The organism is Nannocystis exedens, assembly GCF_002343915.1.
Lineage (GTDB): Bacteria > Myxococcota_A > Polyangia > Nannocystales > Nannocystaceae > Nannocystis > Nannocystis exedens.
In genome coordinates this window covers 3,484,932-3,508,083 of the sequence record NZ_NETK01000001.1, presented here as the reverse complement: position 1 = coordinate 3,508,083, position 23,152 = coordinate 3,484,932, and the positions used below count along the sequence as shown (strand labels likewise).

Here is a 23,152-nt window from a genome sequence, read left to right as displayed (position 1 = left end):
CGAGGCCCAGCGTACCCGAGGTCGCCGGCCGCGAGAAGTATGGCAGCGCCGCAGACCGCGGGGCGAGGCGCGTCGTTGACCCGATCATGACTCGCCCCCGCTATCGTCCTCGTGGTCCCAGCGCCCTCTATCTGCTCGGGGTTTTGCTCGTCGGCGGCTCGCTTGCCGCCCTCTCCTCGCTGGTCGCTCCCGACGCGGCCGCGGCCGCTGTCGAGGTGCGATGAAGGCCCAGGTCGGTGCGGGATCTCGGCCCGCCCTGGCCGGGCGACCGCGGTGGTCGGCCGCGCGCATGGGCGAGGCGCGATCGGGGGCCCGGCCGATCTCCGTTCTGTCCTTTGGGACAGATGATGGTGGAACGCCAGCGCGTCGCCGGTGAGCGTGCGCTCTCTCGCGGCGGTGGCGAGGCGGCGCCTCTTGGTGGTGACGGTGGGGACGCGGGACAGAGGTGTCCCCGAAGACATGTTCTCTGGGACAGCATCGGAGAGCAGGGAGTATCGCTCGACGGCCCAGCGCGGGTCGGCGGCGACGGCCTCGCGGCCCCCATGGCGCCGACGAAGCGACGCGCGCGCTCGGCCGGGGCGGGCGGGTGGAGCCGCTCGGGCCGCGGTCGGTCCGCGGCACGAGCCGCGGCGGGCGACGGCCTCGTCGCAGTGCGCCTGCAGCGACGCGGGCGGGACCTGATCCGCGAGGATGGGCGACTCGCGGCGGCGTGTCGCTCCACCACGGCGCGCCGCCGAGGCCGAGCAGCGCCGCGACGGCGATCGCGACGAGGCCATCCGGCCAGCGATGCCCGCTGCCGGGGCGGGCGTCGAGCCGCCTTGACGGTCGCCGGCCCGAGGGCCTAGACAGGAGGCGCATGACCAATCGGAACGGCAGGAGCGAGGGTCGGTCGCGGATCTTGTGGTTTCTGCCGATCGGGCTCGGGGTCGCCGGTCTGGCCTGGGCGACATGTCTGAAAGGACAGGAAGAGGCGCTGGCGGACGAGCCGGCGGTGCCGCCCACCGTCGCGCCCGTCGCCGCGGTGCCGACCACGCCGGCGGTGGTGATCGACCCGCGGACGCTGGCGAAGGCCGCGATCGCCGGGACCGTGCGCGACGACAAGGGCCAGCCGATCGCGGGCGCGCAGGTGTGTGCGATCGCGGCGTCCGGGCTGCTCGACGCGCGCGACACCTTCACGCCGCCGTGCGTCGCCAGCGAGCGCGACGGGCACTACCGGATCGAGGGGCTGTGGGCGGTGCGGCACTCGGTGAGCGCGTCGGCGCCGGGGCACGTGCCGGCCTTCTACACCCGCGGCGACCGACCGGCGAACCTCGACATGGTCAGCCTCCAGCCGGGCGGCGAGGTGCTGGGCATCGACATCACGCTGCGCGGCGGGGGCGTGGAGGTTCAGGGCGTCGTCAAGGACCTGAGCGGCGGGGCGGTCGAGGGTGCGATCGTCAGCGCGGGCGGGACGTTCGCGGGCACGGGCATGGCGTTCGCCACCTCGGGCGCGGAGGGGACGTTCTCGCTGTGGGTGGCGCCGGGGCAGCCGCAGGTGTTCGCGCGCGCCGACGGCTACGCGCCTGGCAGCGAGCGCGGGGCGGCGCCGGGGCACCGGTTCGAGCTGTATCTGACGCCCGAGTCGGTGCTGGTCGGCAAGGTGGTGCGCGCGAGCGACGGCTCGCCGGTCGAGGGCGCGAAGGTCACGGCGGAGCGCGGCGATACGTTCTTCGGCGGCGGCGGCGGGGTATCGATCACCGACGCCGGCGGCAACTTCCGCCTCGCTCAATTGTCGCCCGGCGCGTACAAGCCGAGCGTGACGGCCGACGACGCGTTCGGCATGGCGGCGGAGCAGGTGGTGCTCGGGCTCGGCGAGACGTCGGCGGCGATCGTGATCGAGGCCCACCCGGCGACCACGGTGGCCGGCGCGGTGGTGGTGACGCCGGGCGGCGCGTCCTGTCCGCAGGGACAGGTGAGCCTGCGCGGCGGGGGCGAGCGCGACTTCGCGGCGGAGATCGAGGCCGACGGGCGGGTGCGCATCCCGGGCCTCCTGCCGGGCACCTACGAGGTGACGGTGCGCTGCGAGCGGTTCGTGTCGGCCGCGAAGTACCCGCCGGTGGTGGTCGCCGACGAGCCGATCGAGGACCTGCGGTGGGACGTGGCGCCGGGGCGGGCGATCCGCGGCACCGTGACGACGGCCAAGGGCGAGCCGGCGGCGGGGATCAGCCTGATGGCGCGGGTCAAGGTCGAGGCCGGGGAGACGGCCCCGCGCGCGAGCGGCTCGGCGTACGTCGACTCCGACGGGCGCGGGCGCTTCGAACTCGCGGGGCTCTTGCCCGGCAAGTACGAGCTGCGCGCGTTCGCCAAGGGCAACAACCGGTCGACCCCGGACAAGCCGCTGGAAGTGACCTTATCCGAAGGACAGGACCTCGAGGACATCCGTGTCGCGCTGCCGGCGTCAGGGCAGGTCCGCGGCAAGCTCCGCGACGTCCACGGCAACCCGGTGGCGCGGGCGCAGGTGTCGCTGCAGGCGGCGGGGCGGCGCGCGTCGGCGATGACGGGCGACGACGGCTCGTTCCACGTGCCGGAGGCGGCGGCCGGCGAGTACCGGGTGTCGGCCACGCGCGACGGGGTCAAGCTGCGCGCGCCCGGGACCGGCGACGACGACGTGCAGGGGGTGAAGCTGACGGTCGAGGCCGACGCGGTGGCGACGGTCGAGCTGGTGGTCGAGACCGGCAACGGGAAGATCGTCGGGGTCGTGCGCGACGAGGGCGGCGGGCCGGTCGGCGACGCGTTCGTCGAGGCGACGCGCGAGTCGGAGAGCGCGCGGGGGCCCGGCGGGGCGCTGCCGCGGTTCTTCGCGCTGAACGACCGGCCGCACCTGACCGACCCCGAGGGCCGCTTCGCCATCGAGGAGCTGTTCCCCGGCAAGTACACGGTCCGCGCGTTCCGCCGCGGCGGCGGAGAGACGACCGTCGAGCACGTGGCGCTCGGCGCCGAGGTGACGCTGACGATCGCGCCGACGGGCCGGCTCGCCGGGACGGTGGCGGTCAAGGGCGGCGGCACGCCGCAGGAGTTCTCGGCGACGCTGAGCGACCCGACCACCGGCTACCAGCGCACCGACCGGTTCTTTCGGACAGGTGGCGCGTGGAGCTTCGGCGAGCTGCCGCCGGGCAACTACAAGCTGTCGATCAGCGCGCCGGAGGGCACGCAGGACACCGAGGTGTCTCTCGGGTCAGGTGAGGAGCGGGCCGGGCTGCAGATCGAGCTGGCGGCGAAGGTCAAGCTGCGCGGGACGGTGGTCGATCTCGAGGGGGCGCCGGTGGTCGGCGCGGCGGTGCGGGTCAGCCAGGGCCGCGGGTACTCGTTCGGCGACAGCGACGCGCCGCGCACCGACGCCCAGGGTCGCTTCGAGGTCGAGGGGGCGCCGGTCGGGCTGGTGACGGTGCTGATCGCGGCGCCGCGCAACGCGGCGGTGGAGTACAGCCAGACGGCGATGACGACCACGATCGCCGGGGGACCCGAGGTCGAGCTGCCGCCGATCCGGGTCGCCAAGCAGCGGCTCAAGGCCGGCGAGGCGAGCGGGGACCTCGGCTACGCGATCAAGCTCGGGGCGCCGGCGGCCGACCCGGCGCAGCGCAAGTTCGAGGTCGCGCTGGTGCGGCCCGGTTCGCCGGCGGCGGCGGCCGGCCTGCAAGCGGGCGACGTGATCGTCAGCGTCGACGGCGAGGACGTGACCGGCGAACGGCGCTACCTGTACGAGCAGCTGACGCGCGTGCCGGTCGGCACGACGCTGCGCCTCGGGCTGGCCCGCGGGGTGACGGTGGAGCTCACCGCCGCGGCGCCGCCGTGAACGCGCGCCGCGGCCCGACGCGGCGGGCGATAATGTTCGCCCGCCGTTTGCGCACTTCCCACCGCCAGGGGTTTCGGGCACATCTGCGGAGGTGGCCTTCGCCTGGAACGATGCAGACGCGGACGTCTATCAGGTAGACGGCACCGAGCTGCTGCTGTGGCGCCCGGCCGAGCGGTTCCTCATCACCAGGCTCAAGGGCCAGGCGACGCTCGCGGCGCTGCAATTCTACACCGGCCGGGCCGAGCGCGAGATGAGCCTCGGCCGCCTGACGGTGTTCCACGAGTGGGCCGAGATGACCGGCTACGAGCCGGCCGCGCGCGACGAGCTCAAGCGGTGGGGCAAGCAGCGCAACGACGCGTTCGACCACGTCGAGTACCTGGTCCGCTCGAAGGTGGTGGCGATGCTGATCTCGGTGGCCGCGCTGACGCTCGGCCGCGACCTGCACGCGACCACCGACGAGGTGCAGTTCCTCGCGGATCTGTTCCAAGCGCTCGAGCGGCGCGGGGTGTGAGTCGCATGGGACATGTCGATGGCGACATGTCCCATGCGACATCCGGTCACTGCGGGATGACGTCGAGGTCGAGGCCGCCGGGGTACCAGTAGCTGCCGTAGTTGAGCACCCCGTACACGCTGATGCCGACCTTCTGGTCGGCGGTGACGCTGTGGCTGCCGCCGGTGCCGTTGTTGAGCGGGACGTGGGCGAGGCTGAAGCCGGTGGCGCCGATGGCGGTGAAGTTGCCGACGGCGGCGCCGTCGACCTGGACGCTCGCGCCGGTGGGCGCGAGGATGTCGACGAAGTTGGCGCTCCAGCCGGGCTGGGCGTACATCAGGTAGTTCGAGCGGAACTGGGCCGTCGGCACCGCGAGGACCATGGCCGGGTCGGAGGTGCCGTAGCCGGCGTCCTGGCCGACCATGTACTCGGCGACGAGGATCTTCTTGTCGGCGGAGACGACGAACTTGGCGACGGTGGTCGGGATCTCGACGAAGTCGCCGGCGTTGGCGAGGACCTTGGCCACCGGCTGGTCGGGGTCGAAGGTGAGGGTGGTGTTGGCCTCGGAGGCGATGATGCGGACGATGACCGCCTTCTCGGCGTTGCCGCCGGCCTGGGACGGCGGGACGACGATGTACTCCTTGGCCAGCGCCTCGATCGGGAACATCGACTCCTCGAGGTGATCGCAGGCGGTGATGCCGATCGGGACCTGCGTGCACTCGTGGCCGCCGAACACCTGCACCGGCTTGTCGGCGGTGACGATCGCGCCGGTCTCGTCGCCGCCGCTGGCCGAGGCGACCTGAAGGACGTCGCCCTCGTTGAGCACGACGACGCCGTTGCCCTGGCCGTCGACGCCGCCGCCGGCCTGGGTCGGCGTGCCGCCCTTCGGGGCCTTGAGGGTGACGGTGGTGTTGTCGTAGCGCGCGGTGACGGCGTAGAAGCCGCCGTAGCCGAAGCCGTTCCAGAACGGCCACGAGGCGACCAGATAGTTGCCGGTCCAGGTGTTGACCGGCAGGAGCAGCGAGGCGTCGTTGGTGACGTCGGCGTTGAGCGGGTTGAACTGATAGACCGTGACCGGCTGGGTCGAGCGCAGGCGGTAGGCGCCGTCGGCCACGTGGACGGTGGGCCCGGTGCCGGTCGAGAGCTCGGAGACCCACGGCAGCTGGATGATCTTGACGCTGTTGGCCGGGACGGTGTCCATGACCACGGTGTTGGCCCCGCGCGTGACGGTGATGCTGGCCGGGCTCGCGGTGGTGTTGGCGACGCCGACGGCGTACGGGTTGCCCATGAAGCCGTCGAGCTGCTGCAGCGCGGTCGGGTAGTAGTCGCAGCCGATGTACGACAGGCCGAGGTCGGCGCAGGCGCCCAGGCACTGGCCGCTGCCGGGGTCGCACGCGAGGCCCTGCACCGGGTCGCACTCGAGCTGGTCCTCCCAGCCGCTGCCGTCCGGCAGGCACACCTGCGAGACCTGACCGACGCACTGGGTCGAGCCCGGCACGCAAACGACGCAGCCGAGCGGCTCGGCGCAGGCCATCGCGCACGGGGTCTCCGACTTGAAGCCGCCCATGCCGTCGCACACCTTGGCGGTGTTGCCGTCACACTCGATCTGGTCTTCGGGACAGGGACCTTCGCCGGTGGAGGTGGTGTCCGGGCCGTCGGTGGTCGAGCCGATCGTGGTGGTGGTCGAGGTCGGCAGGGTGGTGATCGAGTCGACCCCGTCGGTGGTCCCGGTGCTGTCGCTGTCGCCGACGGTGCCGGCGTCGGTCGAGGTGCCGGTGCTCGTCGGCGTGTCGGTGGTGCTCGCGGTCGTCGACGGGTTGACCGTCGGGTTGCCGGTCGGCTGCGTGGCCGAGGCCGAGTCGAGACGGCCGCCGTCGTCGCTGCAGGCGGCGAGTGGGAGCGCGACACCAAGAGTAAGCAAGCTGCGAGTTGTCCAGACCATGGTGTCCGCCATACCACGAGCCCGCGCGCGTGGGGGCGGTGTCGCAGCGACGCGACGCGCGGCGCACGGGCGCGCGTCGCCTGGATGACGCGCTCGCAACACGACGCGCGTCCTTCGATCGACGACCGCGAAACCCCCGGTGAGATGAAGTCCGCTTCACTGGTTTCACCGGCGGTGGACACGCGGCGGCGCGCGCCCGTGCGAGAACGCGCAGTGGCCACGGACGCGGGCAGAAGTGCCCGTGTCCGATGTTCTAGGTTCTGTGCTAAGTGGTCGGTTCGCACCCGCGAGGACGCACCCCATGAACCTCCGACCGCTCGGCTCCACCGGTCTCCAAGTGTCCTGCATCGGCCTCGGCGGCATGCCGCTCTCGCTCGAAGGCAGGCCGGCCAAGTCGGAGGCGATCAAGGTGATCCACGCGTCGCTGCGCGCCGGCGTGACGCTGATCGACACCGCCGACGTGTACTGCCTCGACCAGGCCGAGATCGGCCACAACGAGAAGCTGATCGCGGCGGCGCTCGAGCAGTGGCAAGACCCGGAGTCGGTGGTGGTGGCGACCAAGGGCGGGCTGACTCGACCCGGCGGCGCATGGGTCACCGACGCCCACCCCCGCCGCCTCAAGGCCGCCTGCGAAGCCAGCCTCAAGGCGCTCAAGGTCCCGGCGATCACGCTGTATCAGCTGCACGCGGTCGACGACGTGGTCCCGCTCGAAGACAGCGTCGGGGCGCTCGCCGAGCTGCGCCGCGCCGGCAAGATCATGCACATCGGCCTGTCCAACGTGACAGCCGCGCAGATCCGCCGCGCCCAGCAAGTGGCGCCGATCGTCAGCGTGCAGAACCGCTGCGGCGTGCTCGACCGCCGCGACTTCAGCAACGGGGTGATCTCGCTGTGCGAGGCGGAGAAGATCGCCTACCTCGCCTACAGCCCGGTCGGCGGCTCCCGCGGCAAGCACCGCGTGGCCGACGATCCGACGCTCCGCCGCGTCGCCGCCGACCACGGCGTGTCCCCGTTCCAGATCGCGCTCGCGTGGCTCCTGGCCCGCTCACCGGTGATCATCCCGATCCCGGGGGCGAGCAAGATCACCAGCGCGATCGACAGCGCGGCGGCTGGAGCGCTGACGCTCTCGAGCGACGACCTCGCCGCGCTGGAGCACGCGTTCCCGGTGGCGCAGGTGTCCACGTCGGCGGCACGCGCGGTCTGAGGACCCCTTTACGACGTTTTGCGGCGTGATACGGTCGCCGCGCATGACTCAAGGTCCCGATCTCGATGGGCGACTGGCGCTGTTCCAGGCGGTGGCCGACTCGATGCCGTGGGCGATGTTCTGGAAGGATCGCGACTCGCGATACCTCGGCGGCAATCAGGCGATGGCGAAGCTGTGCGGCCTGTCCTCCCCGCAGGACCTGGTGGGGCTCAGCGACACGGACCTGTGGTGGCGAGACAACGCCGCCGAGTACCGCGCCGACGACCTCGACGTGATCGAGTCGGGCGAGCAGCGGCTCTACGTGCGCCTGGCGTTCCCCAGCGAGAACGGCGGCACGGTGTGGATCGATCGCCACCGCATCCCGCTGCGCGACCCGAGCGGGGCGATCATCGGGGTGATCGGGTGGTTCGAAGACGTGACCGCCAAGAAGCTGGCCGAGGACGCCGAGGCGCAGGCGCAGCTCGAGGCGACGCTCGAGATGGCGACGCCGCTCCTGCCGGTGGCCGACGGCGTGCTGGTGATGCCGCTGATCGGCAAGCTCGACGCCCAGCGGGCGACGCAGATGATTGACACCCTGCTCGCCGGGGTGACGCAGCACCGCGCCCACACGGCGATCCTCGACGTCACCGGCGTGCGCCGCATGGACACCACGGCGATCGAGGCGCTCGCCAGGGCGGCCGCGGGCGTGCGCCTGCTCGGCGCGGCGGCCGTGGTGACCGGCGTCGGCCCGGCGGTGGCGCAGGCGATCGTGCGCCTCGGCGTCGACTTCGGCCAGGTCACCGTGCTCGGCGACCTCAAGGCCGGGGTGGCCCACGCGCTGGCCTCGGCACAAAAACGCGGCGCCTGAGGGCGCTGGCCCGGGCGTCCGGGCCCGCCGGCGCCGCGAGGGCGCGGGCGTGGTAGCCTGTCGCCCCGTCCATGCACGCGCTGTGGTTCATGATCCTGGCTCTGGCGGTGCTGGCGATCGCCTACCGCTACTACTCGGCGTTCCTGGCGGCCAAGGTGCTGGCCCTCGACGACGCCCGCCGCACGCCGGCCCACGAGCGCAACGACGGCCAGAACTACCACCCGACGTCGCGCTGGGTGCTGTTCGGCCACCACTTCGCGGCGATCACCGGCGCCGGCCCGCTGGTCGGGCCGGTGCTCGCGGCTCAGTTCGGCTTTCTGCCCGGGTACTCGTGGATCTTGATCGGCGTGGTCCTCGGCGGGGCGGTCCACGACCTGGTGATGCTGACGGCGTCGGTCCGCCGCGGCGGCCGCTCGCTCGCCGAGATCGCCCGCGACGAGCTCGGCCCCGGGGTCGGCGCGGTCGCCGGCGTGGCGATCCTGTTCATCGTCGTCATCGCCCTCGCCGGCCTCGGCCGCGTGGTCGTCGGCGCCCTGGCCGAGAGCGCCTGGGGCGTGTTCACCATCGGCGCGTCGATCCCGATCGCGCTGGCGATGGGCCTGTTCATCTACAAGGTCCGCGGCGGCAGCTCGCAAGGGGTCCGCGAGGCGACCGCGGTCGGGGTGCTATTATTATTACTGTGCGTGGTGTTCGGCAAGCAGGTCCAGGACTCGAGCCTCGGGCAGCTGCTGCAACTGTCCGAGACGACGATCACGCTGCTGATCGCCGCCTACGGGTTCGTCGCCAGCGTGCTGCCGGTGTGGATGCTGCTGTGCCCGCGCGATTACCTCTCGTCGTACATGAAGATCGGGACGATCGCGCTCCTGGTGCTGGGGATCGTGCTGGTCAACCCGGTGATCGAGATGCCGCTCGTCAACGCGGTCGGGGCCGGGACGATCGCGGTCGACGGCGAGGTGTTCCCGGCGGTGGTCCGCGGCTCGCTGTTCCCGTTCGTGTTCATCACGATCGCCTGCGGGGCGATCTCGGGCTTCCACGCGCTGATCGCCTCGGGCACCACGCCGAAGATGATCGACAAGGAGTCCGACATCCGCCCGATCGGCTACGGGGCGATGCTGATGGAGGGGCTGGTCGGCATCACCGCGCTGCTGGCCGCCACCGCGCTGCCGCCCGCGGACTACTTCGCGATCAACACCGACCCGAAGATCGCGGTGGTCGCCGACGCGAAGGGCGGGCTGGCGCCGTCGCGCGAGGCCCTGGCGGCGCTCGACCCGGTGATGACGGCGGACGATCGGCGGCGGCTCGGTCTTGCCGAGGGGCAGTCGGCGACGACGGCGGCCGACAAGACGCTCAAGCTGTCGGAGGTGCTGCGCCTGTCCAATGGGTCACTCGCAGCGCTCGGCTACCACGCCGACCCGGGCTCGGTCCACGCGTCGGAGCTGAGCGCCGCCGACTTCAAGCGCCTCGGGGTCAAGGTCGAGGACCTGCCGACGCTGGCCGAGGCGACCGACGAGGTGATCGCGGCGCGCACGGGCGGAGCGGTGTCGCTGGCGGTCGGGATGGCGCGGGTGTTCTCCGGCCTGCCCGGCATGCGCACGCTGCTCGACTATTGGTACCACTTCGCGATCATGTTCGAGGCGTTGTTCATCCTGACGACGATCGACACGGGGACGCGGGTGGGCCGGTTCCTGCTGCAGGAGTTCTTGGGGCGGTTTTCCCGCAAGCTCGGCGACCCGTCGTGGGTCCCGGGGGCGGTGCTGTCGTCGCTGGTGATCGTGGCCGGGTGGAGCTACTTCATCCTGACCGGATCGATCGCCACGATCTGGCCGATGTTCGGCATCGCCAATCAGCTGCTGGCGTCGGTGGCGCTGGCGGTCGGGACGACGATCGTGCTCAAGGAGGGCCGCCGCCCGGCCTACGCGTGGGTGACGCTCGGGCCGCTGCTGTTCGTCGGTACGACGACGCTGACGGCCGGCTTCCGCTCCCTGGCGGAAGTCTACGTGCCGATGACCCGCGACCCGGCGACCGCGACGATGGGGGTGGTCAACACGGCGGTGACCGGGACGCTGCTCGCCTGCGTGCTGGCGATCGTGGCGATGAGCGCCCGCAAGTGGCGGGAGATCTTGCACGCCCGGGCGGTCGCGTGAATTCAGGACATGCTTGATCGGGCATGTGCGAAGGGGCATGGTCGATAGACCATGGCGTTTCGGTCACCTCGATCCCAGGGCCCGTAGCAGCCACCGCTCGCGCTCGCCCGGCGGGCCCCAGGTGTCCTCGAGCCGGCAGAGGAGGACGGCCGGCGCCGGGACGCCGCAGCGGGCGTAGGCCGCGAGCTTGTGGTGGCCGTCGAGCACCACCGCGATGAGGAGCTGCTCGTCGCACTCGCCGCGCAGCGTGCGGCGATCGAGCCAGGCGAGCAGGAGGCACGCGGGTCGGGCGCCGGCGCGGATCGCCTGCTCGTAAGCGGCGACGGTCGCCTCGTCGAGCGCGGCGAGCGGCTGGGTGGGCATGAGCACGCCGAACGTCGGCGGTTCGGTCGACAGCGGCTCGCGGACTTGAAAATGTTCGGTGTCGGGCCACGGCCACCCGACCTCGACGGTGTCGGGATCCTCGGCGCTTCGATACGACTCCCGCCGTGACCACCACGACCGCTCGGGAGCGGTGACCCGCTCGACGTCGAACTCGCCGCGCACGGCGAGCCAGTGACCGGTCCGGAGGGTCGTGAGCAGCGGCGACATCGCCGTGAGCCAGTCGAGCGACAGCACCGGGACGGCGGCGAGGGCGTCGCGGACCGCACCGGCGACGACGGCCGCGCGCTCGGGGGGCCAGCCGGCGAGGCGCATGTGGGCCTCGCAGGTGTCGCAGTACGAGCCGAGCTGGTAGACGGGCCGGCCGGCGATCGTCAGCGCCACGTCCCAGCGCAGCCACGACGAGAAGGGCGCCGGCGGGTCGAAGCGCACGCGCGCGACCCCGAGGCCGTTCACCACGTTGAAGCGGAGCTGGTGCGGACCAGAGGTCGTGACCTGCTCGAGGCGCGGGGCGGGTCGGGGCCGCGTGAGCTCGAAGTCGGCCCAGCCGCCGCGGATGTTCGCGCTCGCTTGCGCGAGGCTCTCGGGGTACAGCGGCAGCAGCGGCTCCCAGCCGACGAGCAGGCCGAGACCGTGGTGGAACTCGTAGACGACCTCGTCGGGCGCCGTGCGCAGCCACTCGAGCAAGCCCGGCGCGGCTGCGGGATCGCCGAGCAGCTCGAGCGCGGCCACGATGGCGCACTGCGCCTTGACCGGGACGTCCGGCAAGCGGGCCAGAAGCGTCGCCACGTGATCGCGCGCGCCGAGGCGGCCGAGCGCGAGCGCGGCCGCGTAGGGGGATGCGTCGAGGTGACGGGCGACGACCGGCGCGAGCCGGGGATCGCCGAGGCAACCGACCGCTTCGAGGACGACCTCGAAATCGCGGCGCGCTTGCTCGGCGGCTCGCTGCGAGACCTTGCGCCTGGGCGAGACCGCGAGCATGTCGGTCGCGGACGCGAGGACGCGCTCGAGGAGCGCGCCGGGGACCTTGGAGCCTCGCTCTGCGAGCGCGCGCAGCACGGCCGCGTGGTGGTCGCGGAAGGAGTCGTCGAACCACTCGACGAGCAGCTGCTCGGCCGCGTCGCCGGGCAGCCGCTGGAGCAGCGCGATCAAGTCGGCGCGATGGGCCGGGGTGTCAGCGCAGCGGCCGTAGCAGCTTCTCGAGGCCGTTGGTCTTGATCTCGAGGGTCAACGCGAGCTGCCGGCCGAGCTTGCCCGGCGGGAAGCCCTGGCGCGAGAACCACACCAGGTACGGCTCGGGCAGGTCGAGCAGCGCGACGCCCTGGTACTTGCCGAACGGCATGCGCGCGTCGATGAGGGCCTGCAGCGCCTCGGGGTCGAGCTGGAGCTCCGCCACGCGCGCAGGGTAGCGCAGGATCGAGGCGGGCGCAGCAGCGCCGTGGGCGCCGCCGACCTCGGGGTCGCGCGGACGCACGTGCTCGCGGGGCATGTCCGCACAAACATGCCCAAACAAGCAGGTCCGAACGGGCATGCTCGGACGGACATGCCCCGAGGGACAGGAGCTGCAGCGCGCTCAGTAGCCCAGGGCGCGGCGGTAGAGGTCGAGGTAGCGGGCGGCGCTGCGGCGCCAGCTGAAGTCTTCCTGCATGCCGCGGCGGACGATCTGCTGCCACACCGGGCGGTTGTGGTAGAGCGCGATCGTGCGGCCGAGGGCCCAGGCGAGCGCGGAGGCGTCGATGTCGTTGAAGAGGACGCCGGTGGCGAGGCCGGCGCTCAGGGTGTCGGGGGTGGTGTCGACGACGCTGTCGGCCAGACCGCCGGTGCGGCGCACGACCGGGACGGTGCCGTAGCGCAGGCCGTACATCTGGGTGAGGCCGCACGGCTCGGTGCGCGAGGGGATGATGATGGCGTCGCCGCCCGCCTGCATGCGGTGGGCGAGCGGCTCGTCGTAGCCGCCGCGGTAGGCGACGCGGCCGGGGTTCAGGCGGGCGGCCTGCTGGAAGCCGTCGACCAGGCGCTCCTCGCCGGAGCCGAGGACGGCGAGCTGGCCGCCGCGCTCGAGGATCGACCGTCCGGCGCTGAGCAGCAGGTCGAGCCCCTTCATGGTCACGAGCCGGCTGACGACCACGAACAAGGGCGCGTCGGGATCGGGGTGAAGCCCCAATTCCAGCTGCAGCGCGCGCTTGCCGATCCGCTTGCCCGTGAGGTCGTCGGCGTTGTACGGCGCGGGCAGGTGCGGGTCGGTGGCGGGGTTCCAGACGTCGGTGTCGATGCCGTTGAGGATCCCGTAGAGGTCGGCGTCGCGCCGCCGCAACAGGCCGTGCAGGCCGTGGCCGTAGGTCTCGGTCTGGATCTGCCCGGCGTAGGTCGGGCTGACGGTGGTGATCTTGTCGCTGTACCAGAGGCCGGCCTTGAGGAAGCCGAGGTGGCCGTGGAACTCGAGGCCGTGGATGTCGAGCATCCAGCCGGGCAAGCGCAGCGCGCCCATGGTGTCGGCCCGGAAGACGCCCTGGTAGGCGAGGTTGTGGATGGTGGTGATCGTCGCCACGCGCTGCTGCGGCGGCATCAAGGCGACGTAGGCCGGGGCCAGGCCCGACTGCCAGTCGTGGCCGTGGATCAGCTCGGGCCGCCAGCGGTCGCCGCCCTCGGGCCCGGCGAGCCAGGCCGCGGCGTGGCACAGGGCGCCGAAGCGCAGGTGGTTGTCGCCGAAGTCGCGCCCGTGCTGGTCGACGTAGGGGTTACCTGGCCGATTGTACAGGTGGGGCGCGTCGAGCACGAGCAGCTCGAGCCGACCGACCCGGCCGTACATCAGCTTGGCCGGGCCGCCGCCGACGAGGCCGTGCAGCTCGACCTCGCGGCCGCGCGCGTGCAGGCCGGCGAGCACCTTGGGGTAGCCGGGCACGAGGACGCGGACGTCGACGCCGAGCTCGGCGAGCGCGATCGGCAAGGCGCCGACGACGTCGGCCAGGCCGCCGGTCTTGACCAGGGGATAAACTTCGGAGGCGACGAACAGGACGCGCATGCGGGGCACTCGCTAGAGGCGGTCGATCATCTCACGCGTGATCAGGGTGACGCCGCCGCTGGTGCGGAAGAACCGGCGCGCGTCCTCTTGCGGGTCCTCGCCGACCACCAGGCCCTCGGGGATCTCGACGCCGCGGTCGACGACGACCTTGGTCAGCCGCGCGCTGCGGTTGATCACCACGTCGGGCAAGACCACCGCGCCCTCGAGCTTCGAGTAGGAGTTGCAGCGGACGTTCGAGAACAGCAGGCTCCGCCGCACGAGCGAGCCGGAGATGATGCACCCGCCCGAGACCATGCTGCCGAGACACATGCCGCGCCGGTTGTCCTCGTCGTGGACGAACTTGGCCGGCGGGAGCTGCTCCTGGTACGTCCAGATCCGCCACTGCGGGTCGTAGAGGTCGAGCGGCGGGATGATGTTGGTGAGGTCGATGTTGGCCTCCCAGTAGGCGTCGACGGTGCCGACGTCGCGCCAATAGGGCGTGCCGCCGGCCTCGGTGACGACGCAGCTCTCCTGGAAGCGGTGGGCGAACACGCTGGCCCGCCCCTGCACGAGATAAGGGATGATGTCCTTGCCGAAGTCGTGGTTCGAGTTCGGATCCTCGGCGTCGCGGCGCAGCTGCTCGAACAGGAAGTTGCCGTTGAACACGTAGATGCCCATGCTCGCCAGCGACAGCTCCGGGTTGCCCGGGATGTGCGGCGGGTCGGCAGGCTTCTCGACGAACCGCACCACCCGCCCGCTCGGGTCGACCGCCATGACCCCGAACGCGCTCGCCTCCTTGCGCGGGACCTCGAAGCAGGCGACGGTCACGTCGGCGCCGCGGGTCACGTGCTGCCACAGCATCTTGCCGTAGTCCATCTTGTAGATGTGGTCGCCGGCGAGGATGATGACGTGCGACGGCCGCAGGCTCTGGAAGATGTCGAGGTTCTGCCACACGGCGTCGGCCGTGCCGCGGTACCAGTTCTCCTCGTTGAGCCGCTGCTGGGCCGGCAAGAGGTCGACGAACTCGTCCATCTCGCCGCGCAGGAAGCTCCAGCCGCGCTGCAGGTGGCGCAGGAGGCTGTGCGACTTGTACTGCGTCAGCACGGAGATCTTGCGGAAACCCGAGTTGATCGCGTTCGACAGCGCGAAGTCGATGATGCGGAACTTGCCGCCGAAATAGACGGCCGGCTTGGCCCGACGATCGGTCAGCGCGGAGAGGCGGCTGCCGCGCCCCCCGGCCAATACGAGAGTCAGCGCCGTTCGGGTCAGTTCACGGAGACGCGGCTCGAAGACCATATCAGGCCCTCCTTCACGTCATGTACCACCGGCGGGCCCGCGAGATCAACATCGCCGCGGTCCGGCCGGCCGCATGACCACCGGGCGCTGCAGTGCGGCGTCACAGCCAGTGCCGCCGCCGGAACCAGAGGATGAGGCCGGCGGCGGTGACCGCCATCAAGCCCAGGGCGAACGGGTAACCGAAGGTCCACCGCAGCTCCGGCATGATGTCGAAGTTCATGCCGTAAATGCCGGCGATGAAGGTCAGGGGCAGCATGACGGTCGAGATCTGCGTCAGGACCTTCATGATCTCGTTGGTCTTGTTGGCCGAGACCGACAGATAGGCCTCGACCGCCGCCTGCACGCCCTCGCGGTTGGCCTCAGAGATGTCGGCGACGCGCACGAAGTGGTCGTAGATGTCGCGGAAGAAGGCGATGCTCTCGCGCGGGATCAGGTCGATGTGACCGCGCGCGAGCGACTCCAAGATCAGTCGCTGGTGACCGGTGATCCGGCGCAGGCGGTTGATGGTCTTCTTGGCGTCGAGCACGAGCTCGAGGTGCTCCGGCTCGGGCCGGTGGATGATGAGGTCCTCGAGCACGTCCAGCCGGGCGCCGATCTTGTCCATGACCGGCAGGTAATTGTCGACGAGCCGGTCGAGCAGACGGTGCAGCACGCGCACGGAGATCCACGGGCGATGACAGGGGTCGCACACGTCGCGGTGGAGCTCGCTGACCGACCGCAGGGGATTGTCCGAGTGGTGGGTGACGACGTAACGCGGGCCGGCGAAGATGTCGAGCTCGAGGGTGTTGACGACGAAGCCGTTGTCGAGGTCGAGGCTGTGGAAGTCGACGCCGTGGACGATCAAAAACACGTAGTCGTCGTAGACGTCGAGCTTGGGGTGGCCGTAGTCGTGGAGCATGTCCTCGATGGCCAGCGGGTGGAAGTGGAACACCTCCGAGAGCACGCGCGCCTCCTCGTCGGTCGGGTCCTGGAGGTCGAGCCAGATCGTGACGTCGGGCTCCGCCAACAGCCGCGAGACGGCCCCGAGGTCGGTCTCGTTCCAGTGCCCGCGCGTCGGGTGAAAGGCGTGCAGCGTGAACACCCGCCGAGGGTACCACGCGCGCCGCGAGCCTCACCCGCGCGATCGGACGTCGGCGCGCGCCTGCTCCGCCAGCGCGAGCTCGACCGCGAGCCCGCCCGTCTTCGTGCTCAGCACCGGCTGCAGCGGGACGCCGACGGTGACCCGCAGGTCGGGCGGGCACAACAGGGCGGTGCGCCAGGCGGGGAACCTGTCCCGGAGGACGTGCCCGATGTGCGCGTAGAGGTCGCGCAAGGTCCGGGCGCGGCCGACCCGCACGCCGTAGGGCGGGTTGGTCAGCAGCAGGCCGCGCGCGCTGAACGGCTCGCAGGCGGCGAACGGGCGCACGGAGAAGGCGATCGCGCCGTCGACCCCGGCCCGCTGGGCGTTGGCGCGCGCCGCCGCGACCGCGCCCTCGTCGCGATCGCTGGCGACGATCGGCGCGTAGGGACATGGCTCTCGAGACAGGTTCGCCGCGGCCTTGCGCAGGGCCGGGTAGGCGGCGGCGAGCGCCGGCCAGCGGGCGCACGAGAAGTCGCGCAGGGCCCCCGCGGGCCTGCCGTGGGCGATGAGGGCGGCCTCGATGGCGATCGTGCCGGAGCCGCAAAAGGGGTCGAGCAGCGGCTCGCCGGGGCGCCAGTCGGCGGCGGCGAGCAAGGCGGCGGCGAGGGTCGGCCGCAGCGGGGCCTTGGCGGTGGCGAGCCGGTAGCCGCGGCGGTGCAGCGGGTCGCCGGAGCTGTCGACGCTGACGGTGCAGCGGTCGCGCTCGAGGCGGACCACCAGCAGCACGGTGGAATGCGAGGAGCTGGCCTCGGGGCCATCTTCGCCGTCGTCGTGCGGGTGCGCGAGCTCGACGTGGCTGCCGAGGCGCGCGGCGACGGCGAGGTGGACGCGCTCGGCGATCGCGCCGGTGTGGTAGAGGCGCGACTTGTGGGCGGTGGCGCGCACCGCCAGGCGGACCGGCGCGTGCGGCGGAAACAGGTCCTCCCACGGGATGTCGACCAACCGCTTCGACAGCACCGGGAAGTTGACGGCGGGGAACTCGGCCAGGCGCACGAGCACGCGCGTGGCTGTCCGTAAGTGCAGGTTGGCCGCGACCAGCGCCGCCCAGTCGCCGCGGAAGCCGACGCCGCCGGGCACGACCCGCCCGGGGCCGAGGCCGAGCCCGTCGAGCTCGGCGGCGACCAGCGGCTCCAGCCCGGGCAGGGCCACGGCGAACAGCTCGCGCATCAGGCCCAGTCTAGCGCGACTGCGACGTCGATCACAACGCGGCGACCACGAAGGTGAAGTCGCAGGTCGCTGCCCCCGCCGCGCCGAGCCCCCCTCACTTGAAGTTCTGCACCATCCACAGGTTGCCGCCGCCGACGTCGGCGAAGCCGCAGGCGACCATGGTGTACTGCTCGCTCGACATGTTGAGGTAGTGCCCGTGCATCTGGAAGTCCTCGCCCGGACCCTCGGCCCACATCTGCTCGAGACAGCCCGGCAGCGACCGCTCCGCCGGGCTCGGCCAGCCAGGGCACTCGTTCTGGGCGAACTCGCCGCACATGCCGAAGGCGCCGTGGGGGGTGCCGCTCTGGCCGTCGGCCGCGGCCTCGGCGTCGGAGCAGCTCTCGGCGTCGGTCCACCGCTGGTACGGCGGCAGCCCCAGCGTGCCCCGGTACATGTTGATGATGTCGACGCAGAGCTGCCGGGCCTGCTCGTACGGGTCGCCCGGGTCGCCGGTGGTGCTGGTGGCCGAGCTCGGATCGCCGGTCGGCCCGGCTGAGGGATCGCCGGTCGGCCCGGCCGACGGATCGGCCCCGGTGGTGGTGGCGCTGGTGCCGGTCGGATCGGGCGGGTCGCCGTCCGAGGTGGTGGCGGAGTCGTTGCCGGTGCCGTTCATCGAGGCGGTGCCGGGCCCGTCGGTGCTCGGGACCGCGGTGAGGCCATCGAGCGGATCCTTGCCGTCGGAGCAAGCGGCGAGACACAGCGGCGCGAGCAGGACCAGCGAGACGTAATTGCGCATGACGGCCTCCGTAAGGCGAGAGCGAACCTACCAGGCGCGGGCTGTGGCCGCGCGGGGGAGCGGGTGTACAAGCCGGAAGCCTCGCGGCCCCGATCGAGGCCCCGTGCGCGAGCGTGCTCGAGCCTGACGTGCGGCCATGTCGCGTCCGCGAACGACTACATTCGGCGCGTGTTCGACGTGGTCGCCGTGTTCTTCGGATTCGAGCTGTTCCTCTGCTGCTGATCGGCCTCCTCGCGCAGGACCGGCCGCCGAGGCCGAGCAAGACCAGCGAGGCGCAGCTCGACGCCGACATCGTGGTGCCGGAGATGCTGCGGTCGCTGCTGATCGCCAAGGCCCCGTGCGAGGTCGTCGTCGACCCGGCGAATCCGAAGCGCGGCTGCATCACGGCACCCCGGTCGACCTCGGGTCGCTCGACTCGCGCTGGTGCGCGGACCGTCGGCTCGCCGCAGATCGGCGCACTCCGGGACAAGTCGTGGAGGCGCGTTCGCAGGCGTCGCGCGGTGAAGCGGGCAGGCGAATTGCGAGGCTGGCGAGCTCTGGCGGGCCCGCGAGCGGACGCGCGCGGCGCGCGGCCGGAGGTGTGCGCCGTGGCAAGCGCGTGACCCGGGCGGGATGTGGCGAGGCGGGGGCGTCATGGCATGATGCGCGCCATGTCGCTTCCGCCTCTTCGTCGCGCCAAGATCGTCTGCACGATCGGTCCCTCGAGCCAGGACCAGATCGGCGCGCTCATCTCGGCCGGCATGAACGTCGCCCGCCTCAACTTCTCGCACGGGTCGTACGAGGACCACACGCGGGTGTTCCAGACGATCCGCAGCGAGGCGTCGGCGCGCGACATCGCGGTGGCGGTGCTCGCCGACCTGCAGGGGCCGAAGATCCGCGTCGGCAAGATCCCCGCGCCCGGGTTCGAGCTCAAGGTCAACGACGAGTTCATCCTCAGCGTCGACCCCGAGAGCAAGGTCGAGCCGGGCCGCGTGACGGTCGACTACCCGCACCTGGCCGGCGAGGTGAAGCCGGGCGACCGCATCCTGATGGACGACGGGGCGCTCGAGCTGCGCGTGACCGGCGTCGAGGGGGCCGACATCAAGACGTCGGTGGTGACCGGCGGGATGCTGACGTCGCGCAAGGGCGTCAACCTGCCGGGGGTCCACCTGTCGCTGCCGTCGATGACGGAGAAGGACAAGGAGGACCTGCGGTTCGCGCTCGAGCTCGGCGTCGACCTGGTGGCGATCTCGTTCGTGCGCCAGCCGGAGGACGTGCTGGCGGTGCGGACGATGATGGAGGAGTTCGGGCGGGTGGTGCCGATCGTGGCCAAGATCGAGAAGCCCGAGGCGGTGACCAACCTGAAGTCGATCCTCGAGGTGTCGAACGGGATCATGATCGCCCGCGGCGACCTCGGGGTGGAGATCGGGCCCGAGGAGGTGCCGGTGATCCAGAAGCAGGGCATCGAGCTGGCCAACCGCGTCGGCAAGCTGGTGATCACGGCGACGCAGATGCTCGACTCGATGATCCGCAACCCGCGGCCGACCCGCGCCGAGGCGTCCGACGTCGCCAACGCGGTGCTCGACGGCTCGGACGCGGTGATGCTGTCCGGAGAGACAGCCTCGGGCGCGTACCCGCTGCAGGCCGTCCACACGATGGACAAGATCGTCCGCTCGATCGAACGCCAGGAGCGCTACTGGCGGGAGCCGTCCGACCTCGACCTCGGCCACTCGACCAACGCGATCGCCCGCGCCGCCGTGGTCTGCTGCAAGTCGCTGCCCGACACCAAGGCGATCGTGACGTACACGGTGTCCGGCGGGATCGCCCGCCTCGTCAGCGACTACCGCCCGCGCGTCCCGATCTTCGCCTTCACGCCCAACCCGGCGACCTACCAGGCGCTCGCGGTCTACTGGGGCGTGGTCCCGGTGCTGTTCACGGTGTCGAGCCCCCATGGCAACAGCATCTTCGTCGACATCGACAGGCTCATCCTGAGCCGCGGGATGCTGGCGCGCGGAGACCGCATCGTGATCACCCTCGGTTACCCGGTGAAAGATCACAAGTCCGTGAACCTCCTCAAGCTCCACGTGGTCGGGGAGAGCTTGCCTCCCCCGCCGAACATGTGATACACAGCGCCTCCCCTTGGGCGAGCCCTGGGGGGAGGCCAGCAAGCCACGCGAAGGTGGCGGAATTGGTAGACGCGCTAGACTAAGGATCTAGTGGGGTAACCTGTGAGGGTTCGAGTCCCTCCCTTCGCACCACGCCGAGGATGCTCTCCTCGGCGTTTTGATTTGGTCCTGCGGCCGCCGTCGCGGCCCTCCGGGACCCCCTCGGGACCGGAGCGGCTCGCGCCGCCCGCGAGCCGGCACGGGCGGAGGCAATCGCGCCTCACGCGGGGCGGGGAGTTTGCCGGGCTCGCGGGCGGCAGGGTCGGGCTATAACCGGGCGGCATGACAGCGTCCGCCATCTCCACGGTCGCCGTGATCGGCGCCGGCACCATGGGCCACGGGATCGCCCAGGTCGCCGCCGCCGCCGGCTTCGAGACCCGCCTCTACGACGTCCGCGCCGACCTGGTCGAGGCCGGTCTGACGAAGGTCCGCGCCAACCTCGACGGCGGGGTGGCCAAGGGCAAGGTCACCGAGGCCCAGCGGACGGCCACGCTGGCGGCCCTGCGCGGCGAGACCGACCTCCAGGCGGCCGTCACCGGCGCCGACCTCGTGGTCGAGGCGATCCCGGAGAAGCTGGCGCTGAAACAGGAGCTGTTCACGAAGGTGGCGGCGCACGTGGCGAGCACGGCGGTCCTGGCGACCAACACGAGCTCGCTCAGCGTGACGGCGATCGCGGCCGAACTGCCGGGCCCGGAGCGGGTGATCGGGACGCACTTCTTCAACCCGGTCCACGTGATGAAGCTGCTCGAGATCGTGGTCGGGCAAAAGACCGCGCCCGAGGTGCTGGCGAGCGTGCAGGCCTGGGGCGCGAAGCTCGGCAAGGACTGCATCGTGGTCCGCGACTCGCCCGGCTTCGCGACCAGCCGGCTCGGGCTGGTGATCGGCCTCGAGGCGATCCGCATGGTCGAGGAGCAGGTGGCGTCGGCGGAGGACATCGACAAGGCGATGTGCCTCGGCTACGGCTTCCCGATGGGCCCGCTCAAGCTGACCGACCTGGTCGGCCTCGACGTGCGCCTCAACATCGCCGAGTACCTGGCGGCCAACCTGCAACACGGCGACCACTTCCGCCCGCCGGCGCTGCTCCGCGAGATGGTCGCGGCCGGCAAGCTCGGCAAGAAGTCGGGCGAAGGTTTTTACAAGTGGTGAGCGGCGCGCGCTCGTGAGCGCGGGCGACCGCCGCGAGTGGTGAAGCGGCGGTCGCGGTCGCGAGCACGCGACCGTTCGCTGCGCGAGCGGGGGGTGAAGCGGCGGTCGCGGTCGCGGGCGCGGGGCCACGACCGTTCGCTGCGCGAGCGGTTGGCGGAGGCCGAGGTCGCGGTCGGGACCGCGACCGTTCGCGCCGCGGTTGCGACCGTTCGCGGGGATGACCGGCATGGACGGCCCCGGCGCGGGCGTATGAGCGAGCGCAGGAGGCGCTCGCATGTGGAGCCCGTGGAGACGACATTTCGAGGACAATGCGCGCCGGCCGTTGCCGGCGATCGCCGCCGAGGGTGTGCCGGAGGCCTGGCGCGCGCCGCTCGTCCGGTCGCTGGCGATCTTCCAGGTCGGTGAGAGCGGGGAAGGACGGATCGTGCGAGAGGTCGAGCGCTCGCGCCTGGCCGGGATCGACGCCGACTACCGCGCGGCGCTGAAGCTGTTCGTGAAGGAGGAGGGCCGGCACGCGCGGATCCTGGCGGCCATGGTCCGCGCGCTCGGCGGTTCGCTGCGCCGCACGACCTGGACCGACCACCTGTTCGTCGGCGGCCGCCGGCTGCTCGGGCTGCGGCTCAAGTTGCTGGTCCTGCTGGCCGCGGAGGTCATCGGCATCAGCTTCTACGGGCTGCTGGCCGAGCGTTTGCAAAATGACTGTCCGATCGGCCAGGCGCTGCGGGAGATCTGCGGCGACGAGGAGGCCCACCTCGAGTTCCATGCGGCGTTCTTCCGCGGGCAGACGACGTCGCCGTGGCGGCGGGCGGTCTTCAGCGCGGCGTGGTTCTCTGTCGCGGCTGCGGCCTGCGCGGTGGTGCTGGTCGATCACCGGCCGACGCTGCGAGCGCTGGCGATCGAGGGCGCGCCGCGGCGCCTGTGGGGGCTGGTCACGACGGTGCGCCGGCGGGTGTGCGGCGGCGAGGTCGTCGCGCCCGCGGACGCCCGTGCTAGCGTGACGGCGTGAGCCAGACAGACTTCGAGCGGGTCTACTCGCGCGCGCCGTGGGAGCAGCAGGTCGGCTACTGCCGCGCGTTGCGAGCAGGCGACATGGTGTTCGTGACCGGCACGGCGCCGATCGACGAGGAAGGCAAGGTGTTCGCGCCGGGCGACGCGTACGCGCAGGCGCGGCGCTGCCTCGAGCTGATCGAGCGGGCGCTGCGGCCGTTCGGGACCGACCGCACGCGGGTCGCCCGGACGCGGATGTTCGTCACCGACATCGACCGCTGGGCCGAGTACGGGCGCGCCCACGCCGAATTCTTCGGGGAGCACCGACCGACGACGACGATGGTCGAGGTGCGGCGGCTGATCGACCCGGCGATGCTGATCGAGATCGAGGCGGACGTGGTCGCGCCGCTTGAATAAAGCATGTTCGTAAGGGCATGCTCGAGAGGGCATGTCTTATCGGGCATGTCTCCCGAATCTTGTCTGGCGCTCGGCAGGCTCTCGACGAGCCCCGCGGGACGAGGCGGACGTCGCGGTGGGAATGGCACCGCCGGGCGATGCGCGCGGCGAGGAAGCAGGCGAAGGTCGCGAGGCCGGGCAGGGTCGAACCAGCTCCGGGCACGCGACGCGTCTGCATCGCGCGGAGGTCGAGCGCGCCGCCGAACAGCCGCAACGGGCCGGC

17 protein-coding genes and 1 tRNA gene are annotated in these 23,152 nt (G+C 71.7%); 10 read left to right on the top strand and 8 right to left on the bottom strand.

What is annotated here, in order from left to right; all coding sequences use genetic code 11:
- Nucleotides 1–856 precede the first annotated feature (856 nt).
- Both NAEX_RS13745 and NAEX_RS13740 read left to right on the top strand, forming a co-directional pair.
- The gene (locus NAEX_RS13745; RefSeq protein WP_096327955.1) at nt 857–3,832 is read left to right on the top strand and encodes a carboxypeptidase regulatory-like domain-containing protein; all 2,976 of its coding nucleotides are present in this window, start codon (nt 857–859) and stop codon (nt 3,830–3,832) included.
- Between the two features lie 91 nt (nt 3,833–3,923).
- The gene (locus NAEX_RS13740; RefSeq protein WP_096327954.1) at nt 3,924–4,343 is read left to right on the top strand and encodes a hypothetical protein; all 420 of its coding nucleotides are present in this window, start codon (nt 3,924–3,926) and stop codon (nt 4,341–4,343) included.
- A gap of 46 nt (nt 4,344–4,389) precedes the next feature.
- Here NAEX_RS13740 and NAEX_RS13735 read toward each other — a convergent pair whose 3' ends face one another.
- Nucleotides 4,390–6,264 (bottom strand): IgGFc-binding protein, encoded by a 1,875-nt coding sequence (locus NAEX_RS13735; protein WP_143140700.1) that lies wholly within the window; start codon nt 6,262–6,264, stop codon nt 4,390–4,392.
- A gap of 301 nt (nt 6,265–6,565) precedes the next feature.
- Between NAEX_RS13735 and NAEX_RS13730 the strand changes: the two genes are divergently transcribed.
- From NAEX_RS13730 to NAEX_RS13720, 3 genes are all read left to right on the top strand, one after another.
- Nucleotides 6,566–7,465: an aldo/keto reductase gene (locus tag NAEX_RS13730; RefSeq protein WP_096327952.1), complete on the top strand. Its 900-nt coding sequence runs from the start codon at nt 6,566–6,568 to the stop codon at nt 7,463–7,465.
- 43 nt (nt 7,466–7,508) lie between these two features.
- Complete coding sequence (locus tag NAEX_RS13725; protein WP_096327951.1) at nt 7,509–8,312, top strand: PAS domain-containing protein; 804 nt, start codon at nt 7,509–7,511, stop codon at nt 8,310–8,312.
- A 71-nt stretch (nt 8,313–8,383) separates the two neighbouring features.
- The gene (locus tag NAEX_RS13720) at nt 8,384–10,456 is read left to right on the top strand and encodes a carbon starvation CstA family protein (protein ID WP_096327950.1); all 2,073 of its coding nucleotides are present in this window, start codon (nt 8,384–8,386) and stop codon (nt 10,454–10,456) included.
- 63 nt (nt 10,457–10,519) lie between these two features.
- Here NAEX_RS13720 and NAEX_RS13715 read toward each other — a convergent pair whose 3' ends face one another.
- From NAEX_RS13715 to NAEX_RS13685, 7 genes are all read right to left on the bottom strand, one after another.
- Complete coding sequence (locus NAEX_RS13715; RefSeq protein ID WP_096327949.1) at nt 10,520–11,989, bottom strand: HEAT repeat domain-containing protein; 1,470 nt, start codon at nt 11,987–11,989, stop codon at nt 10,520–10,522.
- Nucleotides 11,990–12,011: 22 nt separating this feature from the next.
- A complete protein-coding gene (locus tag NAEX_RS13710; RefSeq protein WP_267704813.1) occupies nt 12,012–12,233 on the bottom strand; it encodes a DUF3820 family protein in 222 nt (73 codons plus the stop codon).
- Between the two features lie 177 nt (nt 12,234–12,410).
- Nucleotides 12,411–13,859, bottom strand: a complete 1,449-nt coding sequence (gene glgA, locus NAEX_RS13705; protein WP_096327947.1) for a glycogen synthase GlgA — start codon at nt 13,857–13,859, stop codon at nt 12,411–12,413.
- 12 nt (nt 13,860–13,871) lie between these two features.
- On the bottom strand, nt 13,872–15,134 hold the full coding sequence (gene glgC / locus NAEX_RS13700) for a glucose-1-phosphate adenylyltransferase (RefSeq protein ID WP_096327946.1): 1,263 nt from the start codon (nt 15,132–15,134) through the stop codon (nt 13,872–13,874).
- Between the two features lie 100 nt (nt 15,135–15,234).
- The gene (corA, locus tag NAEX_RS13695; RefSeq protein ID WP_096327945.1) at nt 15,235–16,215 is read right to left on the bottom strand and encodes a magnesium/cobalt transporter CorA; all 981 of its coding nucleotides are present in this window, start codon (nt 16,213–16,215) and stop codon (nt 15,235–15,237) included.
- A 30-nt stretch (nt 16,216–16,245) separates the two neighbouring features.
- Nucleotides 16,246–17,421 carry a THUMP domain-containing class I SAM-dependent RNA methyltransferase gene (locus tag NAEX_RS13690; protein WP_096327944.1) on the bottom strand — a complete coding sequence of 392 codons (1,176 nt, stop codon included), beginning with the start codon at nt 17,419–17,421 and terminating at the stop codon, nt 16,246–16,248.
- 94 nt (nt 17,422–17,515) lie between these two features.
- A complete protein-coding gene (locus NAEX_RS13685; protein WP_096327943.1) occupies nt 17,516–18,196 on the bottom strand; it encodes a CAP domain-containing protein in 681 nt (226 codons plus the stop codon).
- 650 nt (nt 18,197–18,846) lie between these two features.
- Here NAEX_RS13685 and pyk point away from each other — a divergent pair.
- The 5 genes from pyk to NAEX_RS13660 all read left to right on the top strand — a co-directional run bounded on the left by pyk (nt 18,847) and on the right by NAEX_RS13660 (nt 22,890).
- On the top strand, nt 18,847–20,298 hold the full coding sequence (pyk, locus tag NAEX_RS13680) for a pyruvate kinase (RefSeq protein WP_096333608.1): 1,452 nt from the start codon (nt 18,847–18,849) through the stop codon (nt 20,296–20,298).
- 50 nt (nt 20,299–20,348) lie between these two features.
- Nucleotides 20,349–20,433: transfer RNA gene (locus tag NAEX_RS13675), tRNA-Leu, on the top strand.
- A 189-nt stretch (nt 20,434–20,622) separates the two neighbouring features.
- Entirely contained in the window at nt 20,623–21,486 is an 864-nt protein-coding gene (locus NAEX_RS13670) for a 3-hydroxyacyl-CoA dehydrogenase family protein (protein WP_096327942.1), read from the top strand.
- A 322-nt stretch (nt 21,487–21,808) separates the two neighbouring features.
- Nucleotides 21,809–22,492: a hypothetical protein gene (locus NAEX_RS13665; RefSeq protein ID WP_096327941.1), complete on the top strand. Its 684-nt coding sequence runs from the start codon at nt 21,809–21,811 to the stop codon at nt 22,490–22,492.
- A complete protein-coding gene (locus NAEX_RS13660; RefSeq protein WP_245913708.1) occupies nt 22,489–22,890 on the top strand; it encodes a RidA family protein in 402 nt (133 codons plus the stop codon). Before NAEX_RS13665 ends, NAEX_RS13660 begins: the two co-directional genes overlap by 4 nt.
- Nucleotides 22,891–23,152 lie beyond the last annotated feature (262 nt).

What these genes read in the sequence shown, in the direction of transcription:
- NAEX_RS13745 (WP_096327955.1), top strand. Translation starts at nt 857, where the DNA reads ATGACCAATCGGAACGGCAGGAGCGAGGGTCGGTCGCGGATCTTGTGG.
- NAEX_RS13735 (WP_143140700.1), bottom strand. Translation starts at nt 6,264, where the DNA reads ATGGTCTGGACAACTCGCAGCTTGCTTACTCTTGGTGTCGCGCTCCCA.
- NAEX_RS13730 (WP_096327952.1), top strand. Translation starts at nt 6,566, where the DNA reads ATGAACCTCCGACCGCTCGGCTCCACCGGTCTCCAAGTGTCCTGCATC.
- NAEX_RS13725 (WP_096327951.1), top strand. Translation starts at nt 7,509, where the DNA reads ATGACTCAAGGTCCCGATCTCGATGGGCGACTGGCGCTGTTCCAGGCG.
- NAEX_RS13720 (WP_096327950.1), top strand. Translation starts at nt 8,384, where the DNA reads ATGCACGCGCTGTGGTTCATGATCCTGGCTCTGGCGGTGCTGGCGATC.
- glgA (WP_096327947.1), bottom strand. Translation starts at nt 13,859, where the DNA reads ATGCGCGTCCTGTTCGTCGCCTCCGAAGTTTATCCCCTGGTCAAGACC.
- glgC (WP_096327946.1), bottom strand. Translation starts at nt 15,134, where the DNA reads ATGGTCTTCGAGCCGCGTCTCCGTGAACTGACCCGAACGGCGCTGACT.
- NAEX_RS13690 (WP_096327944.1), bottom strand. Translation starts at nt 17,421, where the DNA reads ATGCGCGAGCTGTTCGCCGTGGCCCTGCCCGGGCTGGAGCCGCTGGTC.
- NAEX_RS13685 (WP_096327943.1), bottom strand. Translation starts at nt 18,196, where the DNA reads ATGCGCAATTACGTCTCGCTGGTCCTGCTCGCGCCGCTGTGTCTCGCC.
- pyk (WP_096333608.1), top strand. Translation starts at nt 18,847, where the DNA reads ATGTCGCTTCCGCCTCTTCGTCGCGCCAAGATCGTCTGCACGATCGGT.
- NAEX_RS13670 (WP_096327942.1), top strand. Translation starts at nt 20,623, where the DNA reads ATGACAGCGTCCGCCATCTCCACGGTCGCCGTGATCGGCGCCGGCACC.